This is a genomic window from Alteromonas profundi (assembly GCF_010500865.1).
Classification (GTDB): Bacteria; Pseudomonadota; Gammaproteobacteria; order Enterobacterales; family Alteromonadaceae; genus Alteromonas; species Alteromonas profundi.
In genome coordinates this window covers 60,839-87,222 of record NZ_JAAAWN010000015.1, presented here as the reverse complement: position 1 = coordinate 87,222, position 26,384 = coordinate 60,839, and the positions used below count along the sequence as shown (strand labels likewise).

The following is a 26,384-nucleotide window of genomic DNA, read 5'->3' as shown; positions in this document are numbered from 1 at the left end:
ATTAGGTAGCGTATGTGTGGCTTAAGGCTTTTCGCTTCGCAAAATGCTTACTTTAATTGGGTTAATCAACGCGCATTGATATATTGCATAGGTGTATTAGTAGCAGTTTTATTGGCGTATACCGCATGGGACAAAAGTTTATCACTAATTAGTAACCCATGGGGTAGATTGGCACGCAGTCATTTGGGTAGGCGCGGGCACCAGCAAAAGCGAGGCATTAATTTAGCACGTGATGCTGCTATTTATGCCTAAATATTTAAAACTATTGTTTGGTACTTAAGTATGTCTTTTGGAGGTATCGGGTTTGCCAGTTTTTTAGTCTCAAAAGTTCAGTTCAAAAATATACCGGAGTAGTCGAATGCAACAGTATTACTCAGCTGTAACCCCCTATAAGGTAACACAACCTGCTTGGACAAAGTATGGGGTTATCTACCAAATTAATACCCGCCAGTTTTCTCAACAAGGTAATTTCCAAGGGGTTATCGACGGATTAGATCGAATTGCTGGGCTAGGGGTAAATTGCATCTGGCTAATGCCCATTCAACCTATCGGACAGATGAATCGTAAAGGTGAACTTGGTAGCCCCTATGCGGTTAAAGACTATTACGGCATAAATCCTGAGTTTGGTAGCAAGTCCGATTTCAAGCGTTTGGTAAAGGAGGCGCATAAACGAGGATTAAAAGTACTGATAGATTGGGTACCAAATCATAGTGCGTGGGATTGCGATCTCGTGGAAAAACATCCTTCGTGGTATGCAAAAGATTATAAAGGAGACTTTAGACCCTCTCCATGGTGGGATTGGTCAGACATTATCGAGTTTGACTATGCTAAGCCAGAGCTTCGTGAATACATGGTAAATGCGATGGTGTATTGGGTTGAAACATTCGATATTGATGGGTTTCGCTGCGATGTCGCCGGGTATGTCCCAAATGACTTTTGGTATCAAGCGAGACAAGCCCTTGATGCAATAAAACCCATATTTTTATTGGCCGAATGGGAAGACCGAGATCTACATGAACGGGCGTTTAATATGTCCTATGCATGGAGCTGGAATGAAACCATGCATGAAGTTGCCCATGAAAAGTGTGCACTAGATCGTTTGCGTAAATACTATTCGTGGAACGAACGGGCGTGGCCAGATAACGCGCTGCGTATGACGTTTGTGAGTAACCACGATAAAAACGCGTGGGATGGAACCCAGCATGAGCAATTCAAAGAGGCCTTACCCGCAGCTATAGTACTTTCGGTACTAGGTGAGGGGATGCCTTTAATACACAATGGGCAAGAGGCCGGTGAAACAAAACGCTTAGCTTTTTTCGAACGCGATCCTATTGAGTGGCAAAGCCACGAAATTGGCCAGTTATATAGCGACTTAATTCGCTTTAAAAAGTCTGTGCCAGCCCTCGCTAACGGACAGTATGGCGGTACTATGATTCAGGTACCTAACACACAAATGGATGCCATATTTAGTTTTGTGAGAATGGATGAGGGTCAGAAAGTATTTATTGTGCTTAACTTATCAAGTAAAACTGTAGAGTGCGAGTTTAAGGAGCCGCTCTTTGAAGGGCAATATAAACAATGGAACGCCCAAACTCCTGTAAATTTAAGCGCAGGTAAAACAGAACGATTTGAACCTTGGTCTTATGCTATTTGGATCAGTACCGACGTAGCTGGATAGTAAAGTAAAGGGGTGTGGTGGGCGAGTCTATGTTTTGTCTATTTAGTGCGCCTTACTAACAGGTACTTTTCCACTACACTTTTAAACAATACTGCCACTTTTAGCAAAAATTTTGGCATAATGCAGCGCTTTGCACTTCGGTGCCGCCATAAAGTTACATATAAAAGACGCAGCACACTATGCCTACAATAAACGACGTATTTTCCTCTAAAGGCCTGTTAGCGAAAGCGATTAAAGGGTTTGTGCCTCGTGATGCGCAAACCGATATGGCCAAAGCCGTTGAAGAGGCCATTGCCACACCCAGCAGTCTTATTGTAGAGGCGGGCACAGGAACGGGTAAAACATTCGCCTACCTGGCGCCCGCTCTGTTGTCAAAGGGGAAAGCTATTGTTTCTACTGGCACAAAGAACTTGCAAGAACAGTTATATCATCGCGATCTGCCCCTAGTTAAAAAAGCGCTGGGAAGTAAACGAAAAGCGGCGCTATTAAAAGGCCGGTCGAATTATTTGTGCTTGCATAGGGTGGCTCAGCACAGCGGCAATAGTACCTTGGTAGAAAAAGAGGTATTAGGGCAACTTTCAGAAGTAAAGCGCTGGTCCAGCGAAACCAAAACCGGCGATATGGGGGAACTTAAAACCTTGCCTGAAGATGCCAAGGTTCTTCCGTTAGTCACCTCTACTGTAGATAATTGTTTAGGCCGTGATTGCCCCGATTATGAAGAATGCTATTTAGTAAAAGCGCGCCGTAAAGCCTTAGATGCTGATATTATCGTGGTGAATCATCACTTGTTTTTCGCGGATATGGCGTTAAAGGATACGGGGTTTGGCGAGTTAATCCCCGAAGCCGATGCCATTATTTTCGATGAAGCTCATCAAATTCCAGACATCGCGAGTGATTATTTCGGTGAGTCGCTTTCTACCCGCCAAATTCACGACTTAGCCAAAGACATAACCCTAATTTTTCGTACTGTACTAAAAGATGCCGCACAGCTAGATAAAGCTGCAGATAAATGTAGGATGATTTCATCCGATTTGCGCTTATTGTTTCCCGATACGCCCGAGCGTGGCAATTGGGCCGAAGCATTAACCCGCGATGACGTTCGATTAGAAGTAGGAAAACTGGCCGAAGCGTTAGGGGTTTTACATGAAGTATGTAAGTTACATATTGGCCGGGACAAAGATCTCGATAATCTCTATGAACGAGTAGTAGCGGCTCGCGAGCAGTTAGATGCGTTAAGTGACGAGAAACAAGAAAATGTGAGTTTGTGGTATGAAACCACACAACGTCATTTAATTATGCATCTAACGCCATTATCGATAGCGGCCAAATTCAGACGCTTTGTTTCTGCGCCTCCACGAGGGTGGGTGTTTACCTCGGCAACTTTGATGGTTAATGGTGGTTTTGAACACTTTCAGCGCCGTATGGGGCTAGAAGATGCAACGACACTAGGGCTAGATAGCCCCTTTAACTATCCTGAACAAGCGATGCTTTGTGTGCCTCGTTATTTGCCTGAGCCAAATAGCTTTAGCATGCGCGAAACCCTATTAAATACAGCTAAGCGGCTGATCGAAGCAAGCAGAGGGCGATGTTTCTTATTGTTTACCAGCCATGCCATGCTTAGAGAAATCGCAGGTAAGTTAGAAGACGAAATTGACAACCCTTTGTTGGTACAGGGAACCACCACTAAACAAGCATTGCTAGACGCCTACCTTGCCGATGAAAATGCAGTATTAATGGGAACCGGCGCCTTTTGGGAAGGTGTAGACGTACGGGGGAACGATCTTGTGTGTGTTATGATAGATAAACTTCCCTTTGCGTCTCCGGATGATCCACTCCTACAAGCGCGGATGGAAGACGTAAAAAAACGGGGCGCAAATCCCTTCGCCACCATTCAAATTCCCCAAGCAGTTATTGCGCTAAAGCAGGGGGCTGGGCGATTGATTCGAGATCCATCAGACAAAGGGGTATTGGTAATTTGTGATAATCGCTTAGTTACCAAGCCTTATGCTAAAACGTTTATCGGCAGTTTGCCTGATATGCGAAGAACCCGAAGTTTAGACGAAGTAGAGTCATTTCTTAGCCGAATTGATGAAGAGTAAATCTCCAATGAAAGTGTTAGCTATAGATACCGCCACAGAAGCCTGTTCTGTGGCTTTAGATACCGAATCAAAAGTGGTATCACGTTTTGAGATATGCCCGCAGCAGCATAGTCAGCGTTTACTACCTATGGTAGACGAAGTATTAAAAGAGGCCGGTGTTGAATTATCCGACGTAGACCTTCTCGCCTTTGGGCGTGGGCCAGGAAGTTTTACCGGTGTGCGTATTGCCACAGGAATGATTCAAGGACTAGCCCTTGGCACCGGGCTACAGGTCGCTGGCGTTAGCACGCTTGCAGCAATGGCTGTGCAAGCGGCCACATCGTCTGGCGTACCGCTTGTGGCGTGTGCCACAGATGCGCGTATGGGCGAGGTCTATTATGCGGTATATCGCGTATCAGACAAGGGCCTTGAAGAGGTTGTTGAAGAGCAAGTATGCCCTCCAGAAGTGGCTGCAACCAGTGTCCAAAATTTGCTGAAAAGTAACCCGCAATTTGTTCCTGCGGGTACCGGTTGGGCTGCTTATGAATCGTTAGGCGCTCTGCTTTTAAACAGTGAAAGCGTAAGCGTGCTTTATCCCGATGCAAAAGCCATGGTAAATATAGCAAAAACGTTAAAAGAAGACGGTGAGGTATCAAGCGCAGCAGCGGTGGAGCCTGTGTATTTGCGCGATAAGGTGACGTGGAAAAAGCTACCAGGCAGAGAGTAGTACAGTTTGACGCAAATATAGAATATTGAAAACCCAGTGGCGCAGTTTTTGCTTCACCCTTTGGCTTGGCGGTTAAATGTTGCCCCTAAATGCGGCGATTAAAAATAGCCACTAAGGCTAATGTGTGTCGCCGCCCGTAAGCGTAGGTTGTTATCCCATTGTGTGGGTAAGTTTTTATTTTTATGCCAATTGAAGCTTTGTAGTTAAATGGAAATCAATAATCAATTTATTATTCCTTCCAAAGATGCCTCCCAGCAGGCAGCCCAAGGGCGTGTAGGAAGAGTAGATAAAGATGCTGAACAGCAAAGTAATAACCAAAAGCCGTCTCACTTAGAGGCGGTAGTTGTTGCGCCTGATAAAAACGCCACCGATAACGCGCAAGCGTACCAGCAGTTTATTCGCGAACAGAGCAACCCGTATTCGCAAAATGCAATTGCCTCATACACAAGCTTTGCCAAACAACAGCAACGGGAGTCTGTCGAAGCTATGTTTGGTGTCGACATTTACGCATAAACCACGTTTTATTACTTCGTTATTCATCAACCACATCATGAAAATTATGCAACTCAACCCTACTATTATGGTGTTTAGGGGGTAAGGGTGCTAGTGTGTTTAGAGGGAGAGTGACATCCTTCCACTTGGTTATTTACATTTAGATTGTCGTTATTGTGCATGTTCAGCGAGGTACGCTGACAGGAGGACGTATGCAGCTTAAACATATGCTTATACTTAGCGTATTATTCTTTTCAGGGTGCGCTATTGTTCCCGATAGTCTTGAAGTTCCAGAAGGAACGCCCCTTATCTCCTACAACAAAGCGGTGAGTGCGGGTGCCAACGCACAAGGACAAACGGCGCGTTGGGGGGGCTTAATTGTTGGTGTTGAAAATAAGCCTGAGAAAACCTTTGTAGAAGTCGTCCACTTTCCTTTAAACCACTACGGCAAACCAAATCGAGGTGCGGAGACAACCGGGCGTTTTAAAGCTCAAATAGATGGCTTTGTAGACCCAGTTGTATTCGAAGAAGGGCGACTAATTACCTTTTTAGGTGAACTTACCGCACCTACCTCCGGTATGGTAGGCGAACAGCCTTATATTTATCCTACACTGCTAGTAGAAGATTATCATATGTGGAGAAATCAGCAGGCGTATGATGTCACTATGTTTCATTTTAATTATGGTACGGGCTGGTACTCACCCTTTTATGGTCGCTACTCGCCGTGGGGGCCAATATACGGCCGTGGATTTGGCCATAGCCGCATAAGAATAATTGAATATGATGATCGACCCCACAGAGCGCCTATTAGCAGACGTGCTTCAAGTAAACCAACATTCCCAAGCAATGCTGCGCCTTCTGAACGGCGCTCACAGCCGCCTTCTGAACGGCGCTCACAGCCGCCTAAGAAAAACAGAGTTATTCCATCAGTAGAGTAGCTAAGATCATCGTTAGTGCGGGAATAGAGGTGGCTAAAAATGGCCACCTTTTTGTATGTGGTGGCTACATGTTGCCTGTAAAGAGGCAAATCTTTGCCGCTCAAACTAAAGGGTTGTTTCATGAATGACGTTCGGTTAGATGCTGGACATATTACGTTGGCCGCACTTGATAATCAGGGCTCAGGGCCCGTTATTTTGGGGCTTCACGGTTTTCTTGATAATGCTGAAAGTTTACGTGGCTTAGCGCCGTATCTGAACGCGTTTCGCTTTATCGCTCTTGATTTAGCTGGCCACGGCCGCTCAGACCACCGCCCTCAAGGCAGCCATTATAATCAGGCAGATTATCTACAAGACTTACACGGCCTAATAGAGCGGCAACAATGGCAAAGTGTTATTCTCATTGGTCACTCGATGGGCGGTATCTTAGCAAGTTTGTATGCAGCGCTGTTCCCCGAGAAGGTGACGGCAGTTATTAGTATTGATGCGTGTGGGCCGTTAACGTTAGACGCCACCACCACACAGCGCCAAATGCGCGATGCCATCGTTAGTCGTCACGGAAAACAACATACCAAACGGCGTAAGGTAAATTTAGATGATGCTGTGACTGCACGTTGCCGCGTATCAGATATAGCACCGAACCATGCCCGTTCGATTTTATCTCGTAATATAGTACAGGAGATAGACGGCGATTATTACTGGTGTAGTGATGCAAAAGTTCGCACAAAATCAATTGTTCGGTTAACAGAAAACCAAGCTGAAAATTTAATGCAAGCAATAAACTGTCCCATTCTTTTTATAGGTGCTTCCAAGAGTTTTAAGCGTTTAGACGACGCGTTTGCCCGTCGCAGAGGTTGGTTTAAAAACGCTCAATATGCGGCGTTTGAAGGAGGCCATCATATCCATATGGAAAAAAGTGATGAAATTGGTACATTAATTCAACGGTTTGTTGGTTAAATGTAAACTACACCGTTTATTTTTTTTTACACATCCTATACTATTCGCAAGAAATCAGACCAGTTGCAGTGACCCGCGGAAAGATAGCGTGTTATTTAGGCAATATTATTAACGAAGGAGGTTTTGGTGGAAAAAACCTGGCTTAAGCATTACGACCCTCGCGTGTCCGCGGAAATTGACGCTGATCATTATGATTCAGTAGTAGATATCTTTGAACAGTCTGTGAAGAAGTTCAAAGACAAGGTTGCGTTTATTAATATGGGTAAATCGATGACCTTCGGCGAGTTGGATACGCTATCTGCACAATTTGCAGCCTACTTACAAGACAGTGGCTTGCAGCGCGGAGATGCCGTAGCCATTATGATGCCAAACCTTCTACAGTACCCTGTAGCTATGTTTGGTATATTACGCGCAGGATTGGTGGTAGTGAACGTCAATCCGCTTTACACCGCCCGTGAGCTAAAACACCAGTTAAACGATGCTAATGCAAAAGCTATCGTAATAGTGGAAAACTTTGCCAGTACGTTAGAAGCAGTGATTGGTGAGACAAATGTGAACGAAGTATTTCTTACTTCCCTTGGCGACATGTTACCTGCCCCTAAGCGATGGGTGGTTAATGCAGTCGTGAAATATGTGAAGAAGATGGTGCCAAGCTATCATCTGTCAGACACCACATCTTTTATGTCTGCGGTCAAAAAAGGCGCGAGCCTGAGTTATCAACGCCCAGAAATCAGCAACAGCGATTTAGCCTTTCTTCAATATACTGGCGGTACCACGGGTGTATCGAAAGGCGCCATGCTTACTCACCGCAATATGGTAGCAAACCTAGAACAGGTTTCAGGTATTTTGGAAACGGTTATCGAGGAAGGTGAAGATCTCGTGGTTACCGCGCTTCCGCTTTATCATATCTTCGCACTGCTTGCGAACTGCTTGATGTTTGTGAAGTATGGGTGTAAGAACCTGCTTATTACCAACCCGCGGGATATGCCAGGCTTCGTTAATGAGCTAAGTAAGTACCCATTTACTATTCTTCCTGGGGTAAATACCCTGTTTAATGGCCTGCTTAATACACCTGGGTTTAGTGAGCTCGACTTTAGCCAATTTAAGTTTGGTTTAGGGGGAGGCATGGCGGTTCAGCGTCCCGTAGCAGAGAAATGGCAAAAAGTAACGGGTACTGTTTTGCTCGAAGGATACGGACTAACAGAGTGTTCGCCGGTTGTCGCGGTTAACCCCCCTCAAATAGAGGCGTATAAAGGCGCTATAGGCATGCCTGTACCTTCAACCGACATTAAATTGTTGGACGATGATGGCAATGAAGTTGCGAAAGGTGAAGCGGGTGAAATGTGGGTTAAAGGTCCGCAGGTAATGAAGGGCTATCTAAACCGTCCTGAGGCCACAGAAGAAGTGCTTAAAGATGGCTGGTTAGCTACCGGTGACATTGCAACGGTAGATGATGAAGGTTATTTCTATATTGTTGACCGTAAAAAGGATATGATCCTCGTTTCTGGTTTCAATGTGTTTCCTAACGAAATTGAAGAAGTTGCAGCAATGCACGATGGCGTTGTGGAAGCTGCTGCAGTGGGGGTTCCCCATGAAGTTAGTGGTGAAGTGGTTAAACTATTTGTGGTTCGTAACGATGAATCACTTACCGCTGACGCCGTGATAGCACATTGTCGAACTCATCTAACAGGCTATAAAGTGCCTAAACAGGTGGTCTTTAAAGAAGACTTACCTAAAACCAATGTAGGGAAAATACTACGTCGGGAACTTCGTGATTAATGCTCAATAGCAGAAATTAACACGAGTAAAGCCGGCGTAAGTCGGCTTTTTATTATGCAATATCAATTAATTACTACTAATGCCCAATTAACTAAAGTGTGTGAAATGGCGCAGCAACAGCCTGCTGTAGCCCTTGATACGGAATTTGTTCGCACGCGTACGCTATCGCCCCATTTAGGCCTTATTCAGCTATACGATGGCCATCAGCTTGTTCTTATCGACCCCATTGCGATTGAAGATATGTCTCCTTTTGTCAGCTTGATGGAAGATGAGAGTGTCGTGAAAGTATTGCATTCGTGCTCTGAGGATATCGAAACATTTCTGGCCGCCTTTGATACCGTGCCAAGGCCGGTATTTGATACCCAATTTGCAGCCAGTATTTTAGGTTTAGGTCCTTCGCTAGGCTACGCTAAGCTTGTAGAATTGCTTTGTGAAGTAAGCTTAGATAAAGGGGAATCAAGAACTGATTGGATAGCCCGCCCACTGCGTGAAGCACAGTTAAGCTACGCCGCCAATGACGTTTTGTATTTATTGCCTTGTTATCACAACTTGGTCAGCAAAATAAACGCCGCCGGCAAACTTGACTGGGTATATCAAGAAATAGAGTTGCTCATTGGAAAAAAGCGTAGCCGCATGCCGGAAGACTTCGCCTATTTGCTAATTAAAAATAACTGGCGCCTTAATAGCGAGCAACTTACCGTGCTACAAGCGTTGGCAGCGTGGCGATTAGCGCGAGCACGAGAAAAAGACATCGCCCTTAACTTCGTTTTCAAAGAATTGCATTTGTTCGAAGCAGCGCAAATTATGCCTGCTAGCAAGAGTGCTTTGTCGCGCTTGCATGGTTTAAGTCCGCAGTCAGCTCGCCGCTATGGTGATAAAATAGTGTCGATGGTAGAAGAGGCCAGAGAGCGCTTTAGCACTACGCCAGAAGCATTGCGCTTACCCGTAGTTAAACGCCTAATTGATGTGCCTAACTACAAGAAAACCCTCGCAAGCTTAAAAGTTATTAGCGAAAATATAGCAAAAGAAAACGACGTTGCACTTGAAGTGATTGCTTCTAAAAAGCAATTGAATCAACTGCTTAAGTGGTACTGGTTTGCGGTAGACGATACCCGCGTACTAGGCCTTGAACCTGACGTATTGTGTGGTTGGAGAAAGCCCTTGTTTCAACCCCATGTGGAAAAGTTACTTGGTGATCCTCCCTCTGCGTAGTATGTCAGCAAAGATTTAACAGAAGGTAATATTATGTTGTGTGCCATCTATAAAACACGTAAAAAACAAGGCATGTATTTATACGTGCCTAAAAAAGACCATTTTGACGATGTACCAGACGTACTCAAAGATATGTTTGGTAAGCCAGAGTTGGTGACAATCTTAGCGATAGATAAGCATAAAACGTTAGCAGGCGTCGATAAGAAAAAGTTAATAGATGCACTTGATAACGAAGGCTTTTATTTGCAAATGCCGCCTAAGGAAGACGACCTGCTAATGCAGCATCGTGCCTCGTTGGGCCTGCCTACCACCCCGGATAAAAAATGAAATTGATAGGTTTGCTAACGCGGGCGACACTTATACTGGCGTTTGTTGCTCTCTCATGTCAAAGCGTTGCAGCGCAACAGAAAAATGCCGAAGGCTTTAAGCTATATCTTCAAACACTGGCTCAAGAGGCTAAGCAAAAAGGCTTTGACGAGGGATTTATCGACACTGTTTTAACGGGCGTGGCGTTTCGTCCCACAGTAATAAAGTCGGACAAAAACCAACCTGAAAAAAAGATTACCCTTGATAGTTACCTTGCCACTCGGGTACCCGATTGGAAAGTTAAACAAGCCGTTGATGCGTATCACAAACACAAAGCATTGTTGGAGAAAATAGGGCGGGAGTATAATGTTCAGCCTAGGTTTATCGTTGCGCTTTGGGGCAATGAGTCAAACTTCGGGCGCATTCAAGGCAAGTATTCCGTGCTTTCGTCACTTGCATCGCTAGCCTATGAAGGCCGACGAGAGCGTTTATTTAAAGAAAATTTTTTTGCAGCATTACGCATTCTCGAACAAGGGCATATTAGCGCAGAGAAGCTGACGGGGTCTTGGGCCGGAGCGATGGGGCAAAGTCAATTTATGCCTGTCTCATTTCTCAATTACGCGGTGGACTACGACGGTGATGGTAAAAAGGATATTTGGGGGACGCCGGCCGACGTATTTGCCTCAATTGCTAATTATCTTTCAACGGAAGGGTGGGATGGCAACGGAACCTGGGGGCGCCAAGTAACCTTGACTGCGCCTATTGACGAGTACGGTTTAGCGAAATCGAAACGTCGCTCACTTATAGATTGGCAACAAGCCGGGGTACGTCGATTTGACGGCACTGCCTTACCTAATGTTGATATTGAAGCCGCGCTAATTATGCCCGACGGTAAAGATGGCCGCATATATTTAGTCTACAATAATTTTCAAACCCTAATGAAGTGGAACCGTTCGAGTTATTTCGGTGTCTCTGTGGGGTACCTATCAGAAAGAATTAAGCGAGGAAATTAGGGTGTACCAACATAAAGACGTTAACAGCAACCTTATTTCATTGCCGGTGGGCAAAGCGGTATGTATTGGACGAAATTATCTCGACCACATCGACGAGATGAAGTCAGCAGTTCCCTCATCACCGCTATTGTTTCTAAAGCCTAAAGCGGCGCTATGCGATATGAGTGAGCCTTTAGTTGTGCCTTCAGACAAAGGTGAATGTCACAATGAGCTAGAGGTGTCGGTATTGCTGCAATCTCCGCTAACCTGCGCGAATGAAAGTGCTGTAAAACAGGCAATATGGGGAATAGGTTTAGGGTTAGATTTAACCCTTCGTGATGTGCAAAAGGAACTGAAACAACAAGGACAGCCATGGGAGCGGGCGAAGGCATTTGATAACAGCTGTCCGTTATCAGGCTTTGTACCAGTAAGCGAGTTTAACGATCTCCAAGACATTCATTTCTCGTTAACCATTAATCAGCAATTACGCCAACGTGGGCATACTGCCATGATGCTACACCAGATTATTCCTATGATTGCGCACATGTCCCATTCATTTACCTTAGACGCTGGCGACGTAGTACTAACGGGAACGCCTAAAGGGGTGGGTCCTCTTGTGGCGGGCGATAGTGTTAATGCACAGTTAGGTGACGTATTGAGTGTGAGCACCCAGGTGGTGAAAGTATGAGTGAAGCGTTCTGGGAAACCAAAGCACTTGAAGAAATGACCCAACAAGAATGGGAATCTTTGTGTGATGGTTGTGCTAAATGCTGCCTGCACAAGTTTATTGATGACGAAGCAGTAGAAGAGGCAGAGGCCACAGACTATATGCATGCTAATGAGCAAATTCACTACACGAATATTGTTTGCTCTTTGCTCAATACAAAATCCTGCGAATGTACTCAGTACGCTAAGCGCACTAAGCTTGTGCCTGAATGTGTGCAACTTACCAAGGCAAACCTTAAAGATATATTCTTTATGCCTACCAGTTGTGCCTACCGACGTTTACATGAGGGGCGTGGCTTACCTTCTTGGCACCCGCTACTAAACAAAGGCAAAAAGCATGAGATGCACAAAAAAGGAATGTCGGTTAGAAATAAAACAGTGTTTGAGTCTGACGTAGATTTAGACGCGTTTGAAGATTATATCGCTATTTGGCCCCTTGAAGACCTCGACTAAAAAGCCACTTATTGATGCCGTTTAACGCCCTAACGTGGTTAAACGGTAATACTATACAAAAGCGCGTCGCGACCAAATACGCGCTTTCTGCACAGCCCTTCTTTTACCGCGCCAATGCGTTCTGCTACCCGTAAACTTGCCTTATTGTTCGGCTCAATCAGGCATTCTAATCGATTTAGGTTCATTTGATTAAAAGCCAGCTTCTTTAAGGTTTCGCAAATTGCCGTTGCCAGTCCTTTTCCGCAAGCATCAGGCCTTAACCAATAGCCTAGGTTAGCGGTTAAGTGAGAATGATGGATATAATTAATAAGTCCCATGCCTAAACAGCGTTCTTCATGTACAAGTAAATAGGTAAGCCCGTAGCCGGTATCTCGGTCTACTTCCATGGCGTGTATGCATTGCTTAGCCAATGCAGGCGTTACCGGGCATAAGCCGCTGCCAAGCCAGGGTTTAACGTGATGAATCGCCTGTTGCGAAGCTTCACACAATATTTGTGTGTGCTTCGCAGCTATGCGCTCTACGGTTACCGGCCCTTGTTCCGTATGAATGGGCGGTAATCGTGAAGGGAGTATCGATAGGTCGATCAAAAGGGTTTCTTATCCAGTAAGCGGCAAATGAAGACAACGGCGAATACCACAAAGTAAGCCGCAAAAATAATTTGCATCCACTCGGCCATACCCATCGACATAAATTGCCAACTGTCTTCTAAACAGTCGCCCTGGGCGGCAAACACAGCTGGTAACCACTCGTGCAAAGGTAACCAAGCAGGGAAGTTAGGCACTATTTCGCAACTGGCAAAAAAAGGATTAGACGCATTGAGGATAGTTACGTGTTCTTTGGCAATTAAATAGCCCCAGCCCGCAGATACAGCCCAACCGGCAAAACCCAGCATTCGGGTAAAACCGTTATTGCTAATTAGCACTAATAGCCCAGACAAAACGATACCATACATGGCTGTACGTTGATAAATGCACATAATGCAAGGTTTTAACCCCATGCCATACTGGAAGTACAGCGCGGCGATTTCAAGCGCAAGGGCGCTGGCAAACAGCACAAACCAAGACGATTTGTGCTCTGCCCATTGGCTAATGCGATGGATAACTGCTCGCATAAAAATTCCTCTAGTGGCCGACTGAACCACCCACGGCATCGCTTACCGTGTGGTGTTCGATTAAGTGCATATCGTATAGCCATTGCGTAGCATCGGCTAAGCCAGCGTACGTTGCAACAAGGCCAACAATGGTAAGTACCACGGTATAAGGCAGCGCCATCATCACCATGCGTCCATAGGATAATCGCAATAAAGGAGCGATTGCCGAGGTTAGCATAAATAGAAATGCAGCTTGGCCGTTTGGTGTTGCTACACTTGGCAGGTTAGTGCCTGTATTGATTGCTACCGCTAACATGTCATATTGATCACGTGTAATTTGGCCTGCCTGAAGCGCTGCGGTTACTTCGGTGATATAAACCGAGCCAACAAATACGTTGTCACTAACCATAGATAAAACCCCATTGGCTAAGTAGAACATCACCATTTGTGTTTCACCTTCAAAGCTTAGCACCCAGTGTATCACCGGCTGGAAAAGCCCTTGGTCAATAATTACTGCTACTACGCCAAAGAAAACACACAGCAGGGCCGTAAAGGGCAGCGCTTCTTCAAACGCTTTGCCTAACGCGTGCTCTTCAATAACCCCACTCATGGAAGTTGCAAGAACTATAACCGATAGACCAATAAGCCCTACAGACGCCATATGTGTAGCTAGCCCAACAATTAACCAAACACCAATGAGCGCTTGAACGATTAGCTTGGCGGTTTCTCGCTTGCTACGTCCTTTGTCCATATGATCGTTATATTCACTCAAAATGCCTCGTACAGAGTCGGGAAGTTGGGCTCCGTAGGTAAACCACTTGGTTTTCTCAAGCATGATAGTGGTTAATAAGCCGAACGCGAACACAGGAAGTGAAACCGGCGCCATGCGAATAAAGAACTCGACAAAGTCCCAGCCTGCTTTATCGGCGATAATAAGGTTTTGTGGCTCACCCACCATAGTCATAACGCCACCTAGTGCAGTACCTACCGCAGAGTGCATCATTAGGTTGCGTAAAAAAGCGCGGAAATTTTCTAAATCGTGTTTACCTAGGTCTTGAACACCATCATCACTGGTATGGTCGTGATCAGAGTGAAACTCTTTCCCCGAAGCCACCTTATGATAGATAGAGTAAAAACCCAGCCCGACACTTATAATTACAGCTACCACGGTAAGGGCATCTAAAAATGCCGACAAAAAAGCAGATGCAGCAATAAATGCAAGAGATAGAATCAGTTTGTTTTTAACTTTAATGACCAGTTTGGTGAATAAAAACATCAACAGGTCTTTCATAAAGTAGATACCGGCAACCATGAATACCAGCAATAGCAGTACTTCTAAGTTAACCTCTATTTCGTGCATCATATGTTCAGGCGACGTCATACCGATAAACATTGCCTCTATCAGTAATAACCCTCCAGGTTGTAACGGGTAACACTTAAGCGCCATGGCTAACGTAAAGATAAATTGAATAACAAGTGTCCAACCAGCCACATAAGGGTCAATACTAAACATTATGGGGTTGATGATGAGAAAGGCGAGGATGGTCTTTTTATACCAATCTGGGGCATGCCCCAAAAAGTTTTTATAGATCGCCGTTACCATAGAGGTTTGCATGGGTTCCTATTCCTTTTACAACAAAGGCGCAAATGCGCGACTTTACGAGTTGAATTATCGGTTGTTGCAAACATAAACAGTCATAAATCGAAGGCAAGTTATCGATATTGGGACAGTTTTGCTGCTGGCATTGTAGTTATAATTTAAGCGTACACGATATTACAACCTTGAGAAAGCAATTCACAGACCCCACACTGTGAAAGTTGAAAGGGGGTCGGGCGCGTTGTTTGCAACGTCGTTTACAAAATAGTCAATTCGTTCACCAATTCGCAAAGTGGATTTTAAAAATTCCCGTCGGCTCCTTAGGTAATCTATTTATTTACATAGAGTTTTTAATAGTTTGTTAATAGACGCGCCAGACACGACATATTTCATTGTGATAATAAATGGTCATCTGGTACAATCAGTTGCAAAATAACAATAACGTGCAGGCGATTAGTTATGATTTACAAGGCTCAGAGTCCCGCTGGATTTGCCGAAGAATATATTGTTGAGTCGATTTGGAGTGGACGCTTTCCTCCGGGCACCATATTGCCCGCAGAACGTGAATTGTCTGAGCTAATTGGAGTAACACGAACCACATTGCGAGAAGTGCTGCAACGTTTAGCACGCGATGGCTGGCTAACCATACAGCATGGAAAGCCTACGAAGGTAAACAACTTTTGGGAAACCTGTGGTCTTAATATTCTTGAGACATTAGCCAGGCTCGACCAAGAAGGTATTCCTGAGTTAGTTGATAACTTGCTTGCCGCTAGAACGAACCTAAGTGCAGTATTTATCCGTGGTGCTATCCGTCACAATCCACAAGCCTCTGCCGACATTATAGCGCGATATAAAGAGGTAGAAGAAGAAGGGCTTGCGTTCGCGCAATTTGATTATCAAATGACGCACGATTTAGCACTTGCTTCTAACAACAACGTGTTTGTTTTAATGATGAATGGCTTTAGAGGGCTATATTCACGTATTGGTGGATTTTATTTTTCGCATCAGCAAGCCCGCGATGTTGCTAAGCGCTATTATGCAGATTTGTTGGACGCTGCAGAAAAGGGCAACTACGAAAGTGTGCCCGTTATTGTGAGAAATTACGGTATTGAAAGTGGTAAAGTATGGCAGGTAGTAAGAGAAAGTATGCCTAACGATCTTGTAGATTAACCGTATAACTAAACAGCCACTTTCGCACCATTTAATGAAAAGACGCCACCTAATAGGGCGTTTTTTCATTTAGGCCTTCTAAGTTACACCTAGTAACAATTTAATCCCCCCACTTGCGATGAATAGCTCATCAAAAACTGGTATATCAACTTCATTTTTTTCATACTGCTTATTCACATAGAACAAGAATACAAACGAATTGGTGAGGAAAATAGAATGAAATATCTTTGGCTCGCACTTGCCACTAGTGCCATGGTGGGAGGGTGTAGTAACGTGGCCCCTTCAAACGATGAAGTTCAATTAGATGAGATTATGACGTTAAATACGAATACAGCTGCCCCAGTGGCTAAAAAAATTCCTCACCCATTAACGGCCCATGGTGTGACCCGCGTAGATAACTATTATTGGATGCGAGACGATGCCCGTGAAGATCCAGAAATTCTCAGTCACCTTGAAAAAGAAAATGCGTACCTAGAAACGGTACTAGCGCCACTAAGTGAGTCTCGAGAACGTTTGTATGAAGAATTGGTGTCACGAATTCAAAAAGACGACTCAACTGTTCCCGTACTCGATAACGGGTACTGGTACTACACGCAATATTCTGGTGACAATGAATACCCTATTTTCATAAGAAAGCCTACGCTAGAAAGTGAAGATGAAGTGCTATTAGATGTTAATAAGCTAGCAGATGGCCACGATTATTTCTCTGTTGGTAGTGTTGCAGTAAGTAGCAATAACCAACTTATGGCATATTCTGAAGATACCGTGAGCCGGCGTATGTACACCATTAAAGTGCGCAATATTGCCACTGGTGAACTTTATGAAGACCGTCTTATAGATACTTCAGGTGCCGTGGTGTGGGCCAATGATAACGAACACCTTTTCTATGTTAAAAAAGACCCGCAAACATTGCTTGGCTTTCAAGTGTATCGGCACAAACTAGGTACAGAGCAAGCCCAAGATGCGTTAATGTATCAAGAAGATGACGAGACGTTTTACACCCATATAAGTAAAAGCAAAGATGACGAAGTTATCTATATTCACCACGACAATACGGATATGACAGGGGTAACATTAATTGATGCCAATGCACCGGCACAAGCCCCTAAAACATTTCTTCCTATCGAAGAGGGACACGAGTACTCAGTAGAAAAGGCGGGCGATGAATACTTCATTCTAACCAATAAAGACGCCAAAAACTTTAAAGTTATGGTAGCCCCGGCAAACGCTACTGATGATATGTCTAAATGGAAGGACGTTGTTGCGCACAACCCCGACGTATTTATTCAAGATATCGAGATTATAGGTGACTACTTAGTTGTTAAGGAAAAAGAACAGGGCGTACCACGCATTGTAGCCCACAACCTTATAACGAAAGATGCCCGCACTATTCCCTTAGATGATCCAATTTACGGTGCCTATTTTACCGGCAACACCCAGCTTGATACTGATACCTTGCGTATTTACTACAGTTCAATGACTACCCCACCGTCTATCTTAGATATTAATCTGAAAACGATGGACACAAAGGTGATGAAGCAAAATAAAATTTCTGATTCGTTCGATGCATCCGCTTATCGTTCAGAACGGGTTATGGTGAAGGCGCAAGACGGAAGCGATATTCCGGTTTCTTTGGTTTACCGTAAAGATTCGTTTAGCCAAGACGGGACTAACCCTCTGTACCAATATGCCTACGGCTCTTATGGGTCTACGGTAGAACCCACTTTTAGAAGTTCGTGGATATCGCTACTCGACCGAGGGTTTGTGGTAGCTATCGCCCATATTCGGGGCGGGCAAATGCTAGGTAGAGACTGGTACGAAGATGGAAAAATGCACAGTAAGATGAATACCTTTACTGACTTCATTGATGTAACTAAAGGGTTGATTGAGCAAAATTACGTAGATAGTGAAAAAGCTTTTGCCATGGGCGGCAGTGCTGGCGGGTTATTGATGGGGGCCGTTGTAAATATAGCGCCTGAGCTTTATGAAGGTGTGAGCGCACATGTCCCCTTTGTCGACGTGGTAACAACTATGAGTGATGCGTCTATACCGCTGACCACCGGTGAGTATACAGAATGGGGTAACCCTGCCAATAAGGATGAATTTGACTATATGCTAACGTACTCTCCTTATGACCAAGTGCAAGCACAAGCTTATCCTAACTTATTGGTTACCACAGGGTTACATGACTCACAGGTGCAGTACTTTGAACCAATGAAGTGGGTAGCAAAACTGCGCGAAATGAAGACCGACGACAACTTGTTATTGTTTAAAACTGAAATGGAAGCAGGGCATGGCGGCGCGTCAGGCCGGTTTAAACGTTTAGAGTCTACAGCGCTAGAATACGCATTCGTTTTGTATTTGGCAGGTATTGAAGACTAGCTTATAAGCGTGTGTGTAGCGTTTAAACGTTATCTTAGCGAATAAAGAAGCGTGGCTGAATTAAACACTCAGCCACGCTTTTTTATTTAATTTGTGTTTTTAGTATGCGGATTCTAATTGCGTTGATTATATTAGCTGTGTATTCGGACATGTATAGGAGCTGACGATGACTACAACTAATACTATCAAAGGTAAAATTAACGAAGCGGAAGATGTAGCCCGCAAAATTTGGCTAGCTGGTTTAGGCGCGTACGGCAAAAGTGTGGAAGAAGCACAAGGTCGCTACGAGAAGCTAAGCGAAGAAGCCACAAAAATGTTCGACGAATTGGTGTCTAAAGGCGAAACGTTAGAAGATGATGCCCGTAGTAAATTTAAGTCAACAACCAACGATGTTGAAAGCCGGGTTTCTGATGTCCGTAAAAAGTTAGGCCTGGATACAGATCCCGCCGATCAACGAATTGATGAGCTTTCGGCGAAAATTGACGCGCTTACTGAAGCCGTAGCGAAATTAGCCGCTAATAAATAGTACGTGTTCACCTTAGCAAGGGGGCGGCTGCCTCTTTGCTTTCATTCACCTCTTTATGTGGAGGTTCAAATGCCTGAAAAATACAAATCATCCCCTTTATTCGGTTGGCTAGCAGCAGGGGCCGACTTAGTATCCGCGCAACTTGATAGCACCGCCAGTATGGTGAGTAAACGCTTAGACGACACGCAGGATATGTTTACCTCTATGCAAAAAAAAGGCGAACAAGTTGAACGTGAACTCAAACGCACGTGGCAACCTTCTGCGGTGTTTGATAACGCGCAACAATTAGTATCTTCGCTACCTATAGTTTCTTCGCTATTTGGCAATAAAGAGATGCAAGGGCGCGCGCAACAATTAGAAGTCTTGTCTAATAAAGTTGATGTGTTGGTTGAACAGGTAGCGTTGCTTGCAGCAAAACAAGCCGCTGAAAAAGCGGCACAAAACGAGGCGCCGGCGACCAAGCGAAAGCCCGCAAATAAAGCCGCTGCTACCCGCTCAGCAAAAAGCGCCGCGAACGATACATCGCCGAGCAAAGCTACGCCGAGTAAAGCTTCGGCGGCCAAGACCCCAGCCGAAAGAGCAAAGGCCGCGAGCGAAAGCGCCAAAACGTCGGACGATAAAACAAGCGCGTCCAACGCTCAAACGAGCGGCGCGAGAAAAGCAACAACGGCAAAGAAAACTACCGCAAAAACCACGCCTGTGCCCCCGAAAGCGACCACAGCTACAGCACCCACGGCGTCTGCTGCCAAAAGTACTCAAGGAGCGAAGGCGAAAAGTACGGCGAATACAAAAAGTGTGAATAAACCCTCTGGCAGCGAATAGCTCGTCCTTTGGTTATTTCTTGCTCCACAAGTTTTGATGCTTTTTATAACTAAAATAATCGTGTGGTTCCCAAAAGCTGGGAACCAAGTTTTCAACGGCATCAGCAGAGAAGTTACCGGATAGTTGGCTCATAATTTCATTGAGCCTTTTTTCACCCATGCGCATAAGCTTCTTTCTGTTGGCAGGAAAATAAAGGTTGCTGCTCTTTGTGACAATGTCAAAGCCGCCGTTTGTCGTGTATTTTTGATTACGAGTAACCACTTTGCACATAGGCTCGGCAGGGTTCTTAGGGTTTAACTCAGTCACAATCGCACATTCGTATTGCTTTTTCTCTTCCCCATTATCGTTCAGTGGTATGAAAGTGATACCAAACCCTTGAGGAAAATAACCCACTAAGCCGATGAAGTCTTTTGCTAACTTTTTGTTGAGTGCGCCCTTTTTGGCAAGTTGCTCAATAAGTAGATAGCCTTTAGGAAGTGATTTTCGGCTATAGTCAGATTTTGTTGAAAGCACGATAGAAACGTAAATCTGCGGTATTTTAAGTATTTCACCTAACCCCGACTTTGAAATGAAAGCGTCTTTGACCAACGCTTGAAGAAAGCGACTCACCTCTTCATGGGTTTGAATAAAGCGGTCTCGCTCCTCGCGAACGTTGCCCACATAAGCGGGGATCCCTAAGCCTTCACTCACATATTTCATGGTGAAGTGATAATTTAACTTAAGTAAATCTTTACGCTGGCCTTCATCAAGTAACCGAAACTCGTCTAATTGTTGATTTTCGCCTTTCAACAGTGTGAGGGCCGCGGGGCTTTGCAGGCCAATATCTTGCAAAATGGCAGCCGAAATAAGGGGTATACCTAACTCTAGTCGCCACTTTTCTCGCCAATACCGGTTACCCCGAAAGCGCGAGAGTGAGTCGCGATATTTAGATAAATAATTATGCCCGATGGTATCGTGTTCCAGTAACCTGTCTGCCAACCGTAGCGTAAGTACTGCTTTGTAAAGAGGTTTGAAACGCTGATGAAGACTAGCGAAATTACCTTCTGTGCCGCGAGTGAGCAATAACAGAGTGCCGAGAAATTTAGCACTTAATTGCTGAGTCTCTTGCCAATTGTCGCCTTCGCACAAAGCAATAAGCTTATCGCTCACGTTTTCTAAGCGCTGAAGACGAGCAAGACGCATATCTTCAATGTCTGCTTTGGTTTGTTTAAGCTTGTCTTGCATATTGGCAATAGCAGCTTCATCTCTGCCACTGCCTTTCATTCTAATTATTCGGGAGGTAGTTGCTTTGGCTTCGGCCTCGAGTTCGGGGGTAACGGTAAAATATTTATGGGCGTCTTCGAAAACTGAGCCGTACCCAAAATCTTTTGGGTAGACCATATTGATGAGTTCTTTAACCTGTTGGGTGTAAATATTGTCGGGACTTTGCGCGCTCACCACTATCCTTTATTTGCATAATACCTTGGAAGGAAGGGTACGTTGTTAGCTTAAATTAGGCTGTATGCCCTAGCTCTACCGCTCCTCTTTGCTTTAATTGGCCTAAATAATACCGTAAATTTTCACTTATTTTGGTATTTCTTTCGATAACATCAAGTTGTGACCACGTCGCCCGTTCGCCACTTTCTATCAGTGTAGTCAAACTTTCTAATGTAGGGTTGGCTAATATGTGAGTTAAATTACGTAATTGTCGTTTGGGCAAGATATTGATATTGCCTACATACTGCTGTTCAATAATAGAACGCACCTTATGAATAGCAAGTTTAGCACTTTTATTAGTGGTTAAACGTTCAATTAAGTCTATCGCAAAAATACTGTTACTTTTGGCAAGGTTACCTATATGCCGTGCCGACATATCCCACACAGAAAAGGCATCTATACGGTTGGTGGAAATAAAGGGAACTGCCAAAGGATTAGTTTGACTGACGATACTGTGATTAACACCGTATAGCCTCGCTAGCCTTTCATAGGGAAGATCGGCCATAAGTGAGCCATCGGCAAAGCGACGGTTGGGAATATAAGGTACGATATCCCCGCTGGCGTTTTTAGCACGTAATTGAACTGGGCTGAAGATAACTGGTACCGCGCAAGAAGCACGTACTGCTTGGGTGATTATTGCATTCGGCGACGTTTTCGCGTTCAGTAAACGAGAATGTTGATGTAGGTCGGCAGGGGATACCGTCACGGTAATATGACGGCGGGTTTTCTTATATGCCTCTTCAAAGGTCATAACGTCAAATAGCTCAATAAGGGCGTTTTCTAGTACAGCACTATCAAATAAACTATTTTTACCTAGTCCTTGCCACCGGCGCCAGTCTCTAAAGGCGTTATAGATGTGTTCTGGAGATAAAGATTGAAGAAGCTCTTCATGGGTACGGGTGCCAATTAGCGCGGCAATGATAGAGCCTGCGCTGGCGCCAGAAATCACAGTAGGAAGCAATTTATGTTCGTTAAGTGATTTAACCACCCCACAATGAAAAAAGCCTAGGCCCGCTCCCCCAGAAAGCATTAAGCAACTTCGGCCAAACGCGTGGGCTGTTTCTTCAAAGAACGAGAGCTTCTCATAAAAATCGATATGGTTTTCATCAGCATGGTAAATATGTTCGATAGCTAAACTTACTTCTTGAATAAATTGTTCAATCAATAGCTTAGTGCCGATTTTGCATTCCATACGAAGTCTGGGGTTTGCAATGTTGCCCAAGTTGCCGTGTAACCCTTCGTGTAAAATAGACATCAACGCCAAGGCATCATTTTTGCCTCGCGCTATTTGAAGGCGCTGAACCCGCTTTTGTATTAAAAGATGATCGTAGTCATTAGAGCTATCATCAGCCTTCCAGTCGTTAGCACCCGATATATCATCATGTAAAAGACAAGCTTCTTTATAGGCTGCGTAACTCTCGGCATTTGCGATATCAAGATCGAGTTTTCTTAAGCGTGGGTCGAACACTACCATGAACTGCGTCCTTTTTAAGCGATACAAAAAGTGTAGAGCGATAAATTAGAATTCACTACCTAGATCAAACTAATTGCTATTAGTTTAAGAAAACCATGCGCTTTCTACATTAGTTATTGACCAAGCCTTGCGCACTCAGTAGCCTGAGAAAGAACAATAAAAATTCGGACACAACGTTTGCCGTATGGAATGGAATGTAGAAACACTGAGTTTGATATCAATCCCGTTGATTAGTGCGTTGGTTGGGTGGCTGACAAACTATTTAGCGGTAAAAATGATGTTCTATCCGTTAGAGTTTGTGGGCATTAAACCTTTTCTAGGCTGGCAAGGGCTTATACCTGCTAAACGTAGAGAAATGGCCGAAATTGAAGTTGAACTGGTACTTGGAAAATTACTCAGCGTAGAAGAGTTGGCTGAACGCCTAGACCCAGACGAACTTACCCGTGCCATCGAGCGAAGACTAAACCAAGTGATCCGCAAAGTCGTTAACGATGTCATGACAGCGTCAGCGCCCCAATTATGGGCTGCATTGCCTGTGCACGGTAAGAATTTGGTGTATCAACGCATCGAAAACGATATTCCGAACGTGGTGCATAAATTAGTTGATGATTTTCAGCATAACGTAAGTGAAATACTCGATATCAAAGAGTTGGTGGTAGAGCAGTTGGTCAATTCTCCTACACTTATTAATGAAATTTTTCTTACCGCAGGAAGCAAAGAATTCCCATTTATTGTGCGATCTGGTTTTTACTTTGGCTTTTTGTTTGGTTTACCCACCATGCTGTTTTGGCACTTTTTCCAACACTGGTGGATTTTACCCCTAGGCGGTCTATTAGTGGGTTACGCTACTAATTGGATAGCCATTAAGATAATTTTTGAGCCTAAGCGGCCGCGTAAAATAGGGCCTTTTATTATTCAGGGCATGTTTTTAAAGCGGCAAAAAGAAGTCTCAGAAGTTTATGCGTCTATTATCGAAGAGAAGTTAATTACGCCGCAAAATATAACCCATGTTATTTTGCATGGTTCAGGGTCGGCGCAATTATTAGAGCTTATCGAATTGCATGTAAATGATGCCATAGAAAGGTATGTGGCTATTGCTCAACCCTATTTTGCGCTAGGTGTAGGGTCTGACAACTACCATAGAATGAAAGCCTTGGCAGTACAGCAAATTTTTGAAAACTCAGATAAATGCCTGTCTTATGCATTTGATTATGCTAACGATGCCCTTAAAGTTAAAGACGATTTGTGTGCCCGTATGCAGTCACTGAGCTCAGAAGAATTTGAAGGGGTCTTACGTCCGGCATACCAACAAGATGAATGGAAGCTTATCGTTACCGGCGCATGGCTGGGAATGTTGGCGGGTATCGCACAACTCTACTTGGTGTTTATGTAATATGAAAACCCGTGAACGTATTTTGCTTACCGCGCTAACACTATTTAACAAACACGGTGAAAACAGCGTTACCAGTGTTGATATAGCTCTAGCACTGGATATTAGTCCGGGTAATTTGTACTACCATTTTAAAGGTAAAGAGAGCATTGTGGTGGCACTAATGCGTATGCACAAGCAGCAAATGCAGCGTGTTTTGGTAGCAGAAAAGTTAGATGAGCTCAATGCAGATGAAGTGATGTATTACCTTTATTTGCTTATCGATAGCTTGCACGTTTTCCGTTTTTTCTATCGTAGCCCCGCAGACTTAGTTGAAAAGTATGCTGATATAGCGCGCCCTAGAAAACACATTTTGCAAGCACTGCAAACCCACCTTGCCGAGTTATTAGGGCGCCTTAAGCGTCGCGGCCTGCTTAGCGCTAGTGCTACAGATCAAACCATGTTGGTCGAGCTATTGTGTCTTATCATGTCGCAATCTTGCCAATATGACGAACTCAACCGCCATCTTGATGAGACGACGCAGCGATACCATGCGTTATCGCTCATTATGGTGAGTTTGTTACCTCGCTTAGTGATCTCGCAATCGCAAAGCGAAGCCATACGCAACGCAATCGAATCTCATGCATTTGCAAATATGAGCAACAGCCTTTCGCAAGACATCTTTAATCAAAAGGAATGAACGATGGGTAAAACATTAAGCTTTCTCGACAAATCCTTTTGGATAACGGAATCTGAAGCGAATACAAAGCATGTGGGAACCCTGCAATTACTTTCGGTGCCAGAAGGAGCGAATAGCGCAGAATATGTGCCCGATTTGTTTAAAGAAATGCAAGGGTTTGCCCGTGGCACTTCGCCGTTTAATTGTTATGTGAAAACTGTTTTAGGCTACCCAGTAGCGCTAGTTCCGGTAAAGAAGCTGAACATGCATTATCATCTTCAGTTACACCGTATTGACGATGTCACCAACCGTGTTGCACTTGATAACCTAGCGGCTCAGTTGCACGGCTCTCGCTTAGACCCAGATAAGCCGCTGTGGCAGTACCACTTTATTTATGATGGCAAACAGCGAACCTTCGCTATTTATGCGCGGGTGCATCATATGTATGGCGATGGGGCTACCTTAGTGCGATGGTTTCAGTCTTGTTATGTTGCGCGGGGAAATAAGCGAGAATTTACTCCAGTTTGGGCCATGAAACGACTGCGCCATAGACGCAAAGAACAACTAAGTTGGTACAAACGCATTGTTGCGGTGGGACACGGGCTAAAAACCGGCTTCGACTTATTGGTTATTTTTATTCGCCTGTTTATGAAAATACTACGGGTAAACCCTCATTATATGCCTATCCCTTTTAGTGGCACTAAAACAATTTTAACTGGTCAGGTTGAGCCGGGTAGAGCAGTAACCACTATGGATCTTGACTTCAAACGTATTAAAGCGCTTGCAAGACGTACGCGGGCTACGGCCAACGAAGTGTTGTTGTGTGCGTTCGATATAGGTGTACACAGATTATTGCAAGATCATGGTCAGGTGTTTAAGAAGGCGTTGTACACAAATATGCCTATTAATTTAAGAAAGCCCGGTGAGAAAACCACGGGAAATAAAATAGCCATTGTACCGGTGAAGTTAGCCCATGGAGACCAAGATCCTTACCTCAGACTGCGTCAAATAATAATTAACCATCGTATTGTTAAACATGCCGCTCAACACGCCAGACCTTCTGCATTTAGTGGGTATACCATTGTTATTCAATCGCTAGCACTATTATTTGAATGGTTAAAAATATCTAATTGGGTTAAGCCCATCGCCAATATTCTGGTATCTAATGTGCCAGGCCCTAAAGACACCCGTTACCTTAAAGATTGCGAACTGTTGGCTTGTTACCCCATATCTACTATGACGCCTGGCGGCGGAATTAATATAACGTTAATGACCTATGCGGGAACCGCTAATATTGGCTTAGTGTGTTGCAATAAAAATATCCAATCCTTGCAGCCTCTAGCCGCCTACGTTACCGAAGCCTTTAATATGCTGGAAGCCAGTGTGGATAACCCGCGACTGAGGATAGAAGATGTAGGTGAACATATTGATACTATGCCTATCTCTATTGTTAGCGAACACTAA

24 protein-coding genes are annotated in these 26,384 nt (G+C 44.4%); 19 read left to right on the top strand and 5 right to left on the bottom strand.

All coding sequences use genetic code 11. The annotated features are described in order from the left end of the window. Positions 1-358 precede the first annotated feature (358 nt). The 12 genes from GTH32_RS12295 to GTH32_RS12240 all read left to right on the top strand — a co-directional run bounded on the left by GTH32_RS12295 (position 359) and on the right by GTH32_RS12240 (position 12,335). Positions 359-1,678, top strand: coding sequence for an alpha-amylase family glycosyl hydrolase (locus GTH32_RS12295; protein WP_163086146.1), 1,320 nt, complete (start codon positions 359-361; stop codon positions 1,676-1,678). Positions 1,679-1,857: 179 nt separating this feature from the next. Further along, positions 1,858-3,777 carry a DNA repair helicase YoaA gene (yoaA, locus tag GTH32_RS12290; protein WP_163086144.1) on the top strand — a complete coding sequence of 640 codons (1,920 nt, stop codon included), beginning with the start codon at positions 1,858-1,860 and terminating at the stop codon, positions 3,775-3,777. Between the two features lie 7 nt (positions 3,778-3,784). Beyond that, positions 3,785-4,483, top strand: a complete 699-nt coding sequence (gene tsaB, locus GTH32_RS12285) for a tRNA (adenosine(37)-N6)-threonylcarbamoyltransferase complex dimerization subunit type 1 TsaB (RefSeq protein ID WP_163086142.1) — start codon at positions 3,785-3,787, stop codon at positions 4,481-4,483. A 207-nt stretch (positions 4,484-4,690) separates the two neighbouring features. Continuing rightward, entirely contained in the window at positions 4,691-4,996 is a 306-nt protein-coding gene (locus GTH32_RS12280; protein ID WP_163086140.1) for a hypothetical protein, read from the top strand. A gap of 191 nt (positions 4,997-5,187) precedes the next feature. Continuing rightward, a complete protein-coding gene (locus GTH32_RS12275; RefSeq protein ID WP_163086138.1) occupies positions 5,188-5,913 on the top strand; it encodes a Slp family lipoprotein in 726 nt (241 codons plus the stop codon). A 120-nt stretch (positions 5,914-6,033) separates the two neighbouring features. Continuing rightward, positions 6,034-6,867, top strand: a complete 834-nt coding sequence (locus GTH32_RS12270) for an alpha/beta fold hydrolase (RefSeq protein ID WP_163086136.1) — start codon at positions 6,034-6,036, stop codon at positions 6,865-6,867. Between the two features lie 126 nt (positions 6,868-6,993). Next, positions 6,994-8,646, top strand: a complete 1,653-nt coding sequence (fadD, locus tag GTH32_RS12265; protein ID WP_163086134.1) for a long-chain-fatty-acid--CoA ligase FadD — start codon at positions 6,994-6,996, stop codon at positions 8,644-8,646. 54 nt (positions 8,647-8,700) lie between these two features. Further along, positions 8,701-9,858 (top strand): ribonuclease D, encoded by a 1,158-nt coding sequence (rnd, locus tag GTH32_RS12260; protein WP_163086133.1) that lies wholly within the window; start codon positions 8,701-8,703, stop codon positions 9,856-9,858. Positions 9,859-9,891: 33 nt separating this feature from the next. Next, positions 9,892-10,185, top strand: coding sequence for a YcgL domain-containing protein (locus GTH32_RS12255; protein WP_163086131.1), 294 nt, complete (start codon positions 9,892-9,894; stop codon positions 10,183-10,185). After that, positions 10,182-11,177, top strand: coding sequence for a lytic murein transglycosylase (locus GTH32_RS12250; protein WP_163086129.1), 996 nt, complete (start codon positions 10,182-10,184; stop codon positions 11,175-11,177). The genes GTH32_RS12255 and GTH32_RS12250 overlap by 4 nt, the downstream gene beginning before the upstream one ends. Before the next feature lies 1 nt (position 11,178). Then, positions 11,179-11,844: a fumarylacetoacetate hydrolase family protein gene (locus GTH32_RS12245; protein ID WP_163086127.1), complete on the top strand. Its 666-nt coding sequence runs from the start codon at positions 11,179-11,181 to the stop codon at positions 11,842-11,844. Then, complete coding sequence (locus GTH32_RS12240) at positions 11,841-12,335, top strand: YcgN family cysteine cluster protein (protein ID WP_163086125.1); 495 nt, start codon at positions 11,841-11,843, stop codon at positions 12,333-12,335. Before GTH32_RS12245 ends, GTH32_RS12240 begins: the two co-directional genes overlap by 4 nt. 38 nt (positions 12,336-12,373) lie before the next feature. Here GTH32_RS12240 and GTH32_RS12235 read toward each other — a convergent pair whose 3' ends face one another. From GTH32_RS12235 to nhaB, 3 genes are read right to left on the bottom strand one after another with little or no spacing between them, the layout of a single operon-like run. Continuing rightward, positions 12,374-12,922, bottom strand: a complete 549-nt coding sequence (locus GTH32_RS12235; RefSeq protein ID WP_163086123.1) for a GNAT family N-acetyltransferase — start codon at positions 12,920-12,922, stop codon at positions 12,374-12,376. Further along, positions 12,919-13,446, bottom strand: coding sequence for a disulfide bond formation protein DsbB (dsbB, locus tag GTH32_RS12230; RefSeq protein ID WP_163086121.1), 528 nt, complete (start codon positions 13,444-13,446; stop codon positions 12,919-12,921). The genes GTH32_RS12235 and dsbB overlap by 4 nt, the downstream gene beginning before the upstream one ends. 10 nt (positions 13,447-13,456) lie before the next feature. Then, entirely contained in the window at positions 13,457-15,040 is a 1,584-nt protein-coding gene (nhaB, locus tag GTH32_RS12225) for a sodium/proton antiporter NhaB (RefSeq protein ID WP_163086119.1), read from the bottom strand. Positions 15,041-15,481: 441 nt separating this feature from the next. Between nhaB and fadR the strand changes: the two genes are divergently transcribed. The 4 genes from fadR (at position 15,482) to GTH32_RS12205 (ending at position 19,922) form a co-directional block, all read left to right on the top strand. Next, the gene (fadR, locus tag GTH32_RS12220) at positions 15,482-16,192 is read left to right on the top strand and encodes a fatty acid metabolism transcriptional regulator FadR (RefSeq protein ID WP_163086118.1); all 711 of its coding nucleotides are present in this window, start codon (positions 15,482-15,484) and stop codon (positions 16,190-16,192) included. Positions 16,193-16,408: 216 nt separating this feature from the next. Next, complete coding sequence (locus GTH32_RS12215) at positions 16,409-18,574, top strand: S9 family peptidase (protein ID WP_163086117.1); 2,166 nt, start codon at positions 16,409-16,411, stop codon at positions 18,572-18,574. 166 nt (positions 18,575-18,740) lie between these two features. Then, on the top strand, positions 18,741-19,100 hold the full coding sequence (locus GTH32_RS12210; protein WP_163086116.1) for a phasin-related domain-containing protein: 360 nt from the start codon (positions 18,741-18,743) through the stop codon (positions 19,098-19,100). Positions 19,101-19,169: 69 nt separating this feature from the next. Next, complete coding sequence (locus GTH32_RS12205) at positions 19,170-19,922, top strand: hypothetical protein (RefSeq protein ID WP_163086115.1); 753 nt, start codon at positions 19,170-19,172, stop codon at positions 19,920-19,922. Positions 19,923-19,934: 12 nt separating this feature from the next. Here GTH32_RS12205 and GTH32_RS12200 read toward each other — a convergent pair whose 3' ends face one another. Both GTH32_RS12200 and GTH32_RS12195 read right to left on the bottom strand, forming a co-directional pair. Further along, positions 19,935-21,302: a hypothetical protein gene (locus GTH32_RS12200; protein WP_246223239.1), complete on the bottom strand. Its 1,368-nt coding sequence runs from the start codon at positions 21,300-21,302 to the stop codon at positions 19,935-19,937. A gap of 112 nt (positions 21,303-21,414) precedes the next feature. Next, positions 21,415-22,872 (bottom strand): DUF3336 domain-containing protein, encoded by a 1,458-nt coding sequence (locus GTH32_RS12195; RefSeq protein WP_163086114.1) that lies wholly within the window; start codon positions 22,870-22,872, stop codon positions 21,415-21,417. Positions 22,873-23,056: 184 nt separating this feature from the next. Here GTH32_RS12195 and GTH32_RS12190 point away from each other — a divergent pair, with 184 nt between their 5' ends. The 3 genes from GTH32_RS12190 to GTH32_RS12180 are packed head-to-tail and all read left to right on the top strand — an operon-like array spanning position 23,057 to position 26,384. After that, the gene (locus GTH32_RS12190; RefSeq protein WP_163086113.1) at positions 23,057-24,265 is read left to right on the top strand and encodes a DUF445 domain-containing protein; all 1,209 of its coding nucleotides are present in this window, start codon (positions 23,057-23,059) and stop codon (positions 24,263-24,265) included. Position 24,266: 1 nt separating this feature from the next. Further along, positions 24,267-24,941 (top strand): TetR/AcrR family transcriptional regulator, encoded by a 675-nt coding sequence (locus GTH32_RS12185; RefSeq protein ID WP_163086111.1) that lies wholly within the window; start codon positions 24,267-24,269, stop codon positions 24,939-24,941. A 3-nt stretch (positions 24,942-24,944) separates the two neighbouring features. Further along, positions 24,945-26,384 carry a wax ester/triacylglycerol synthase domain-containing protein gene (locus tag GTH32_RS12180; protein ID WP_163086109.1) on the top strand — a complete coding sequence of 480 codons (1,440 nt, stop codon included), beginning with the start codon at positions 24,945-24,947 and terminating at the stop codon, positions 26,382-26,384.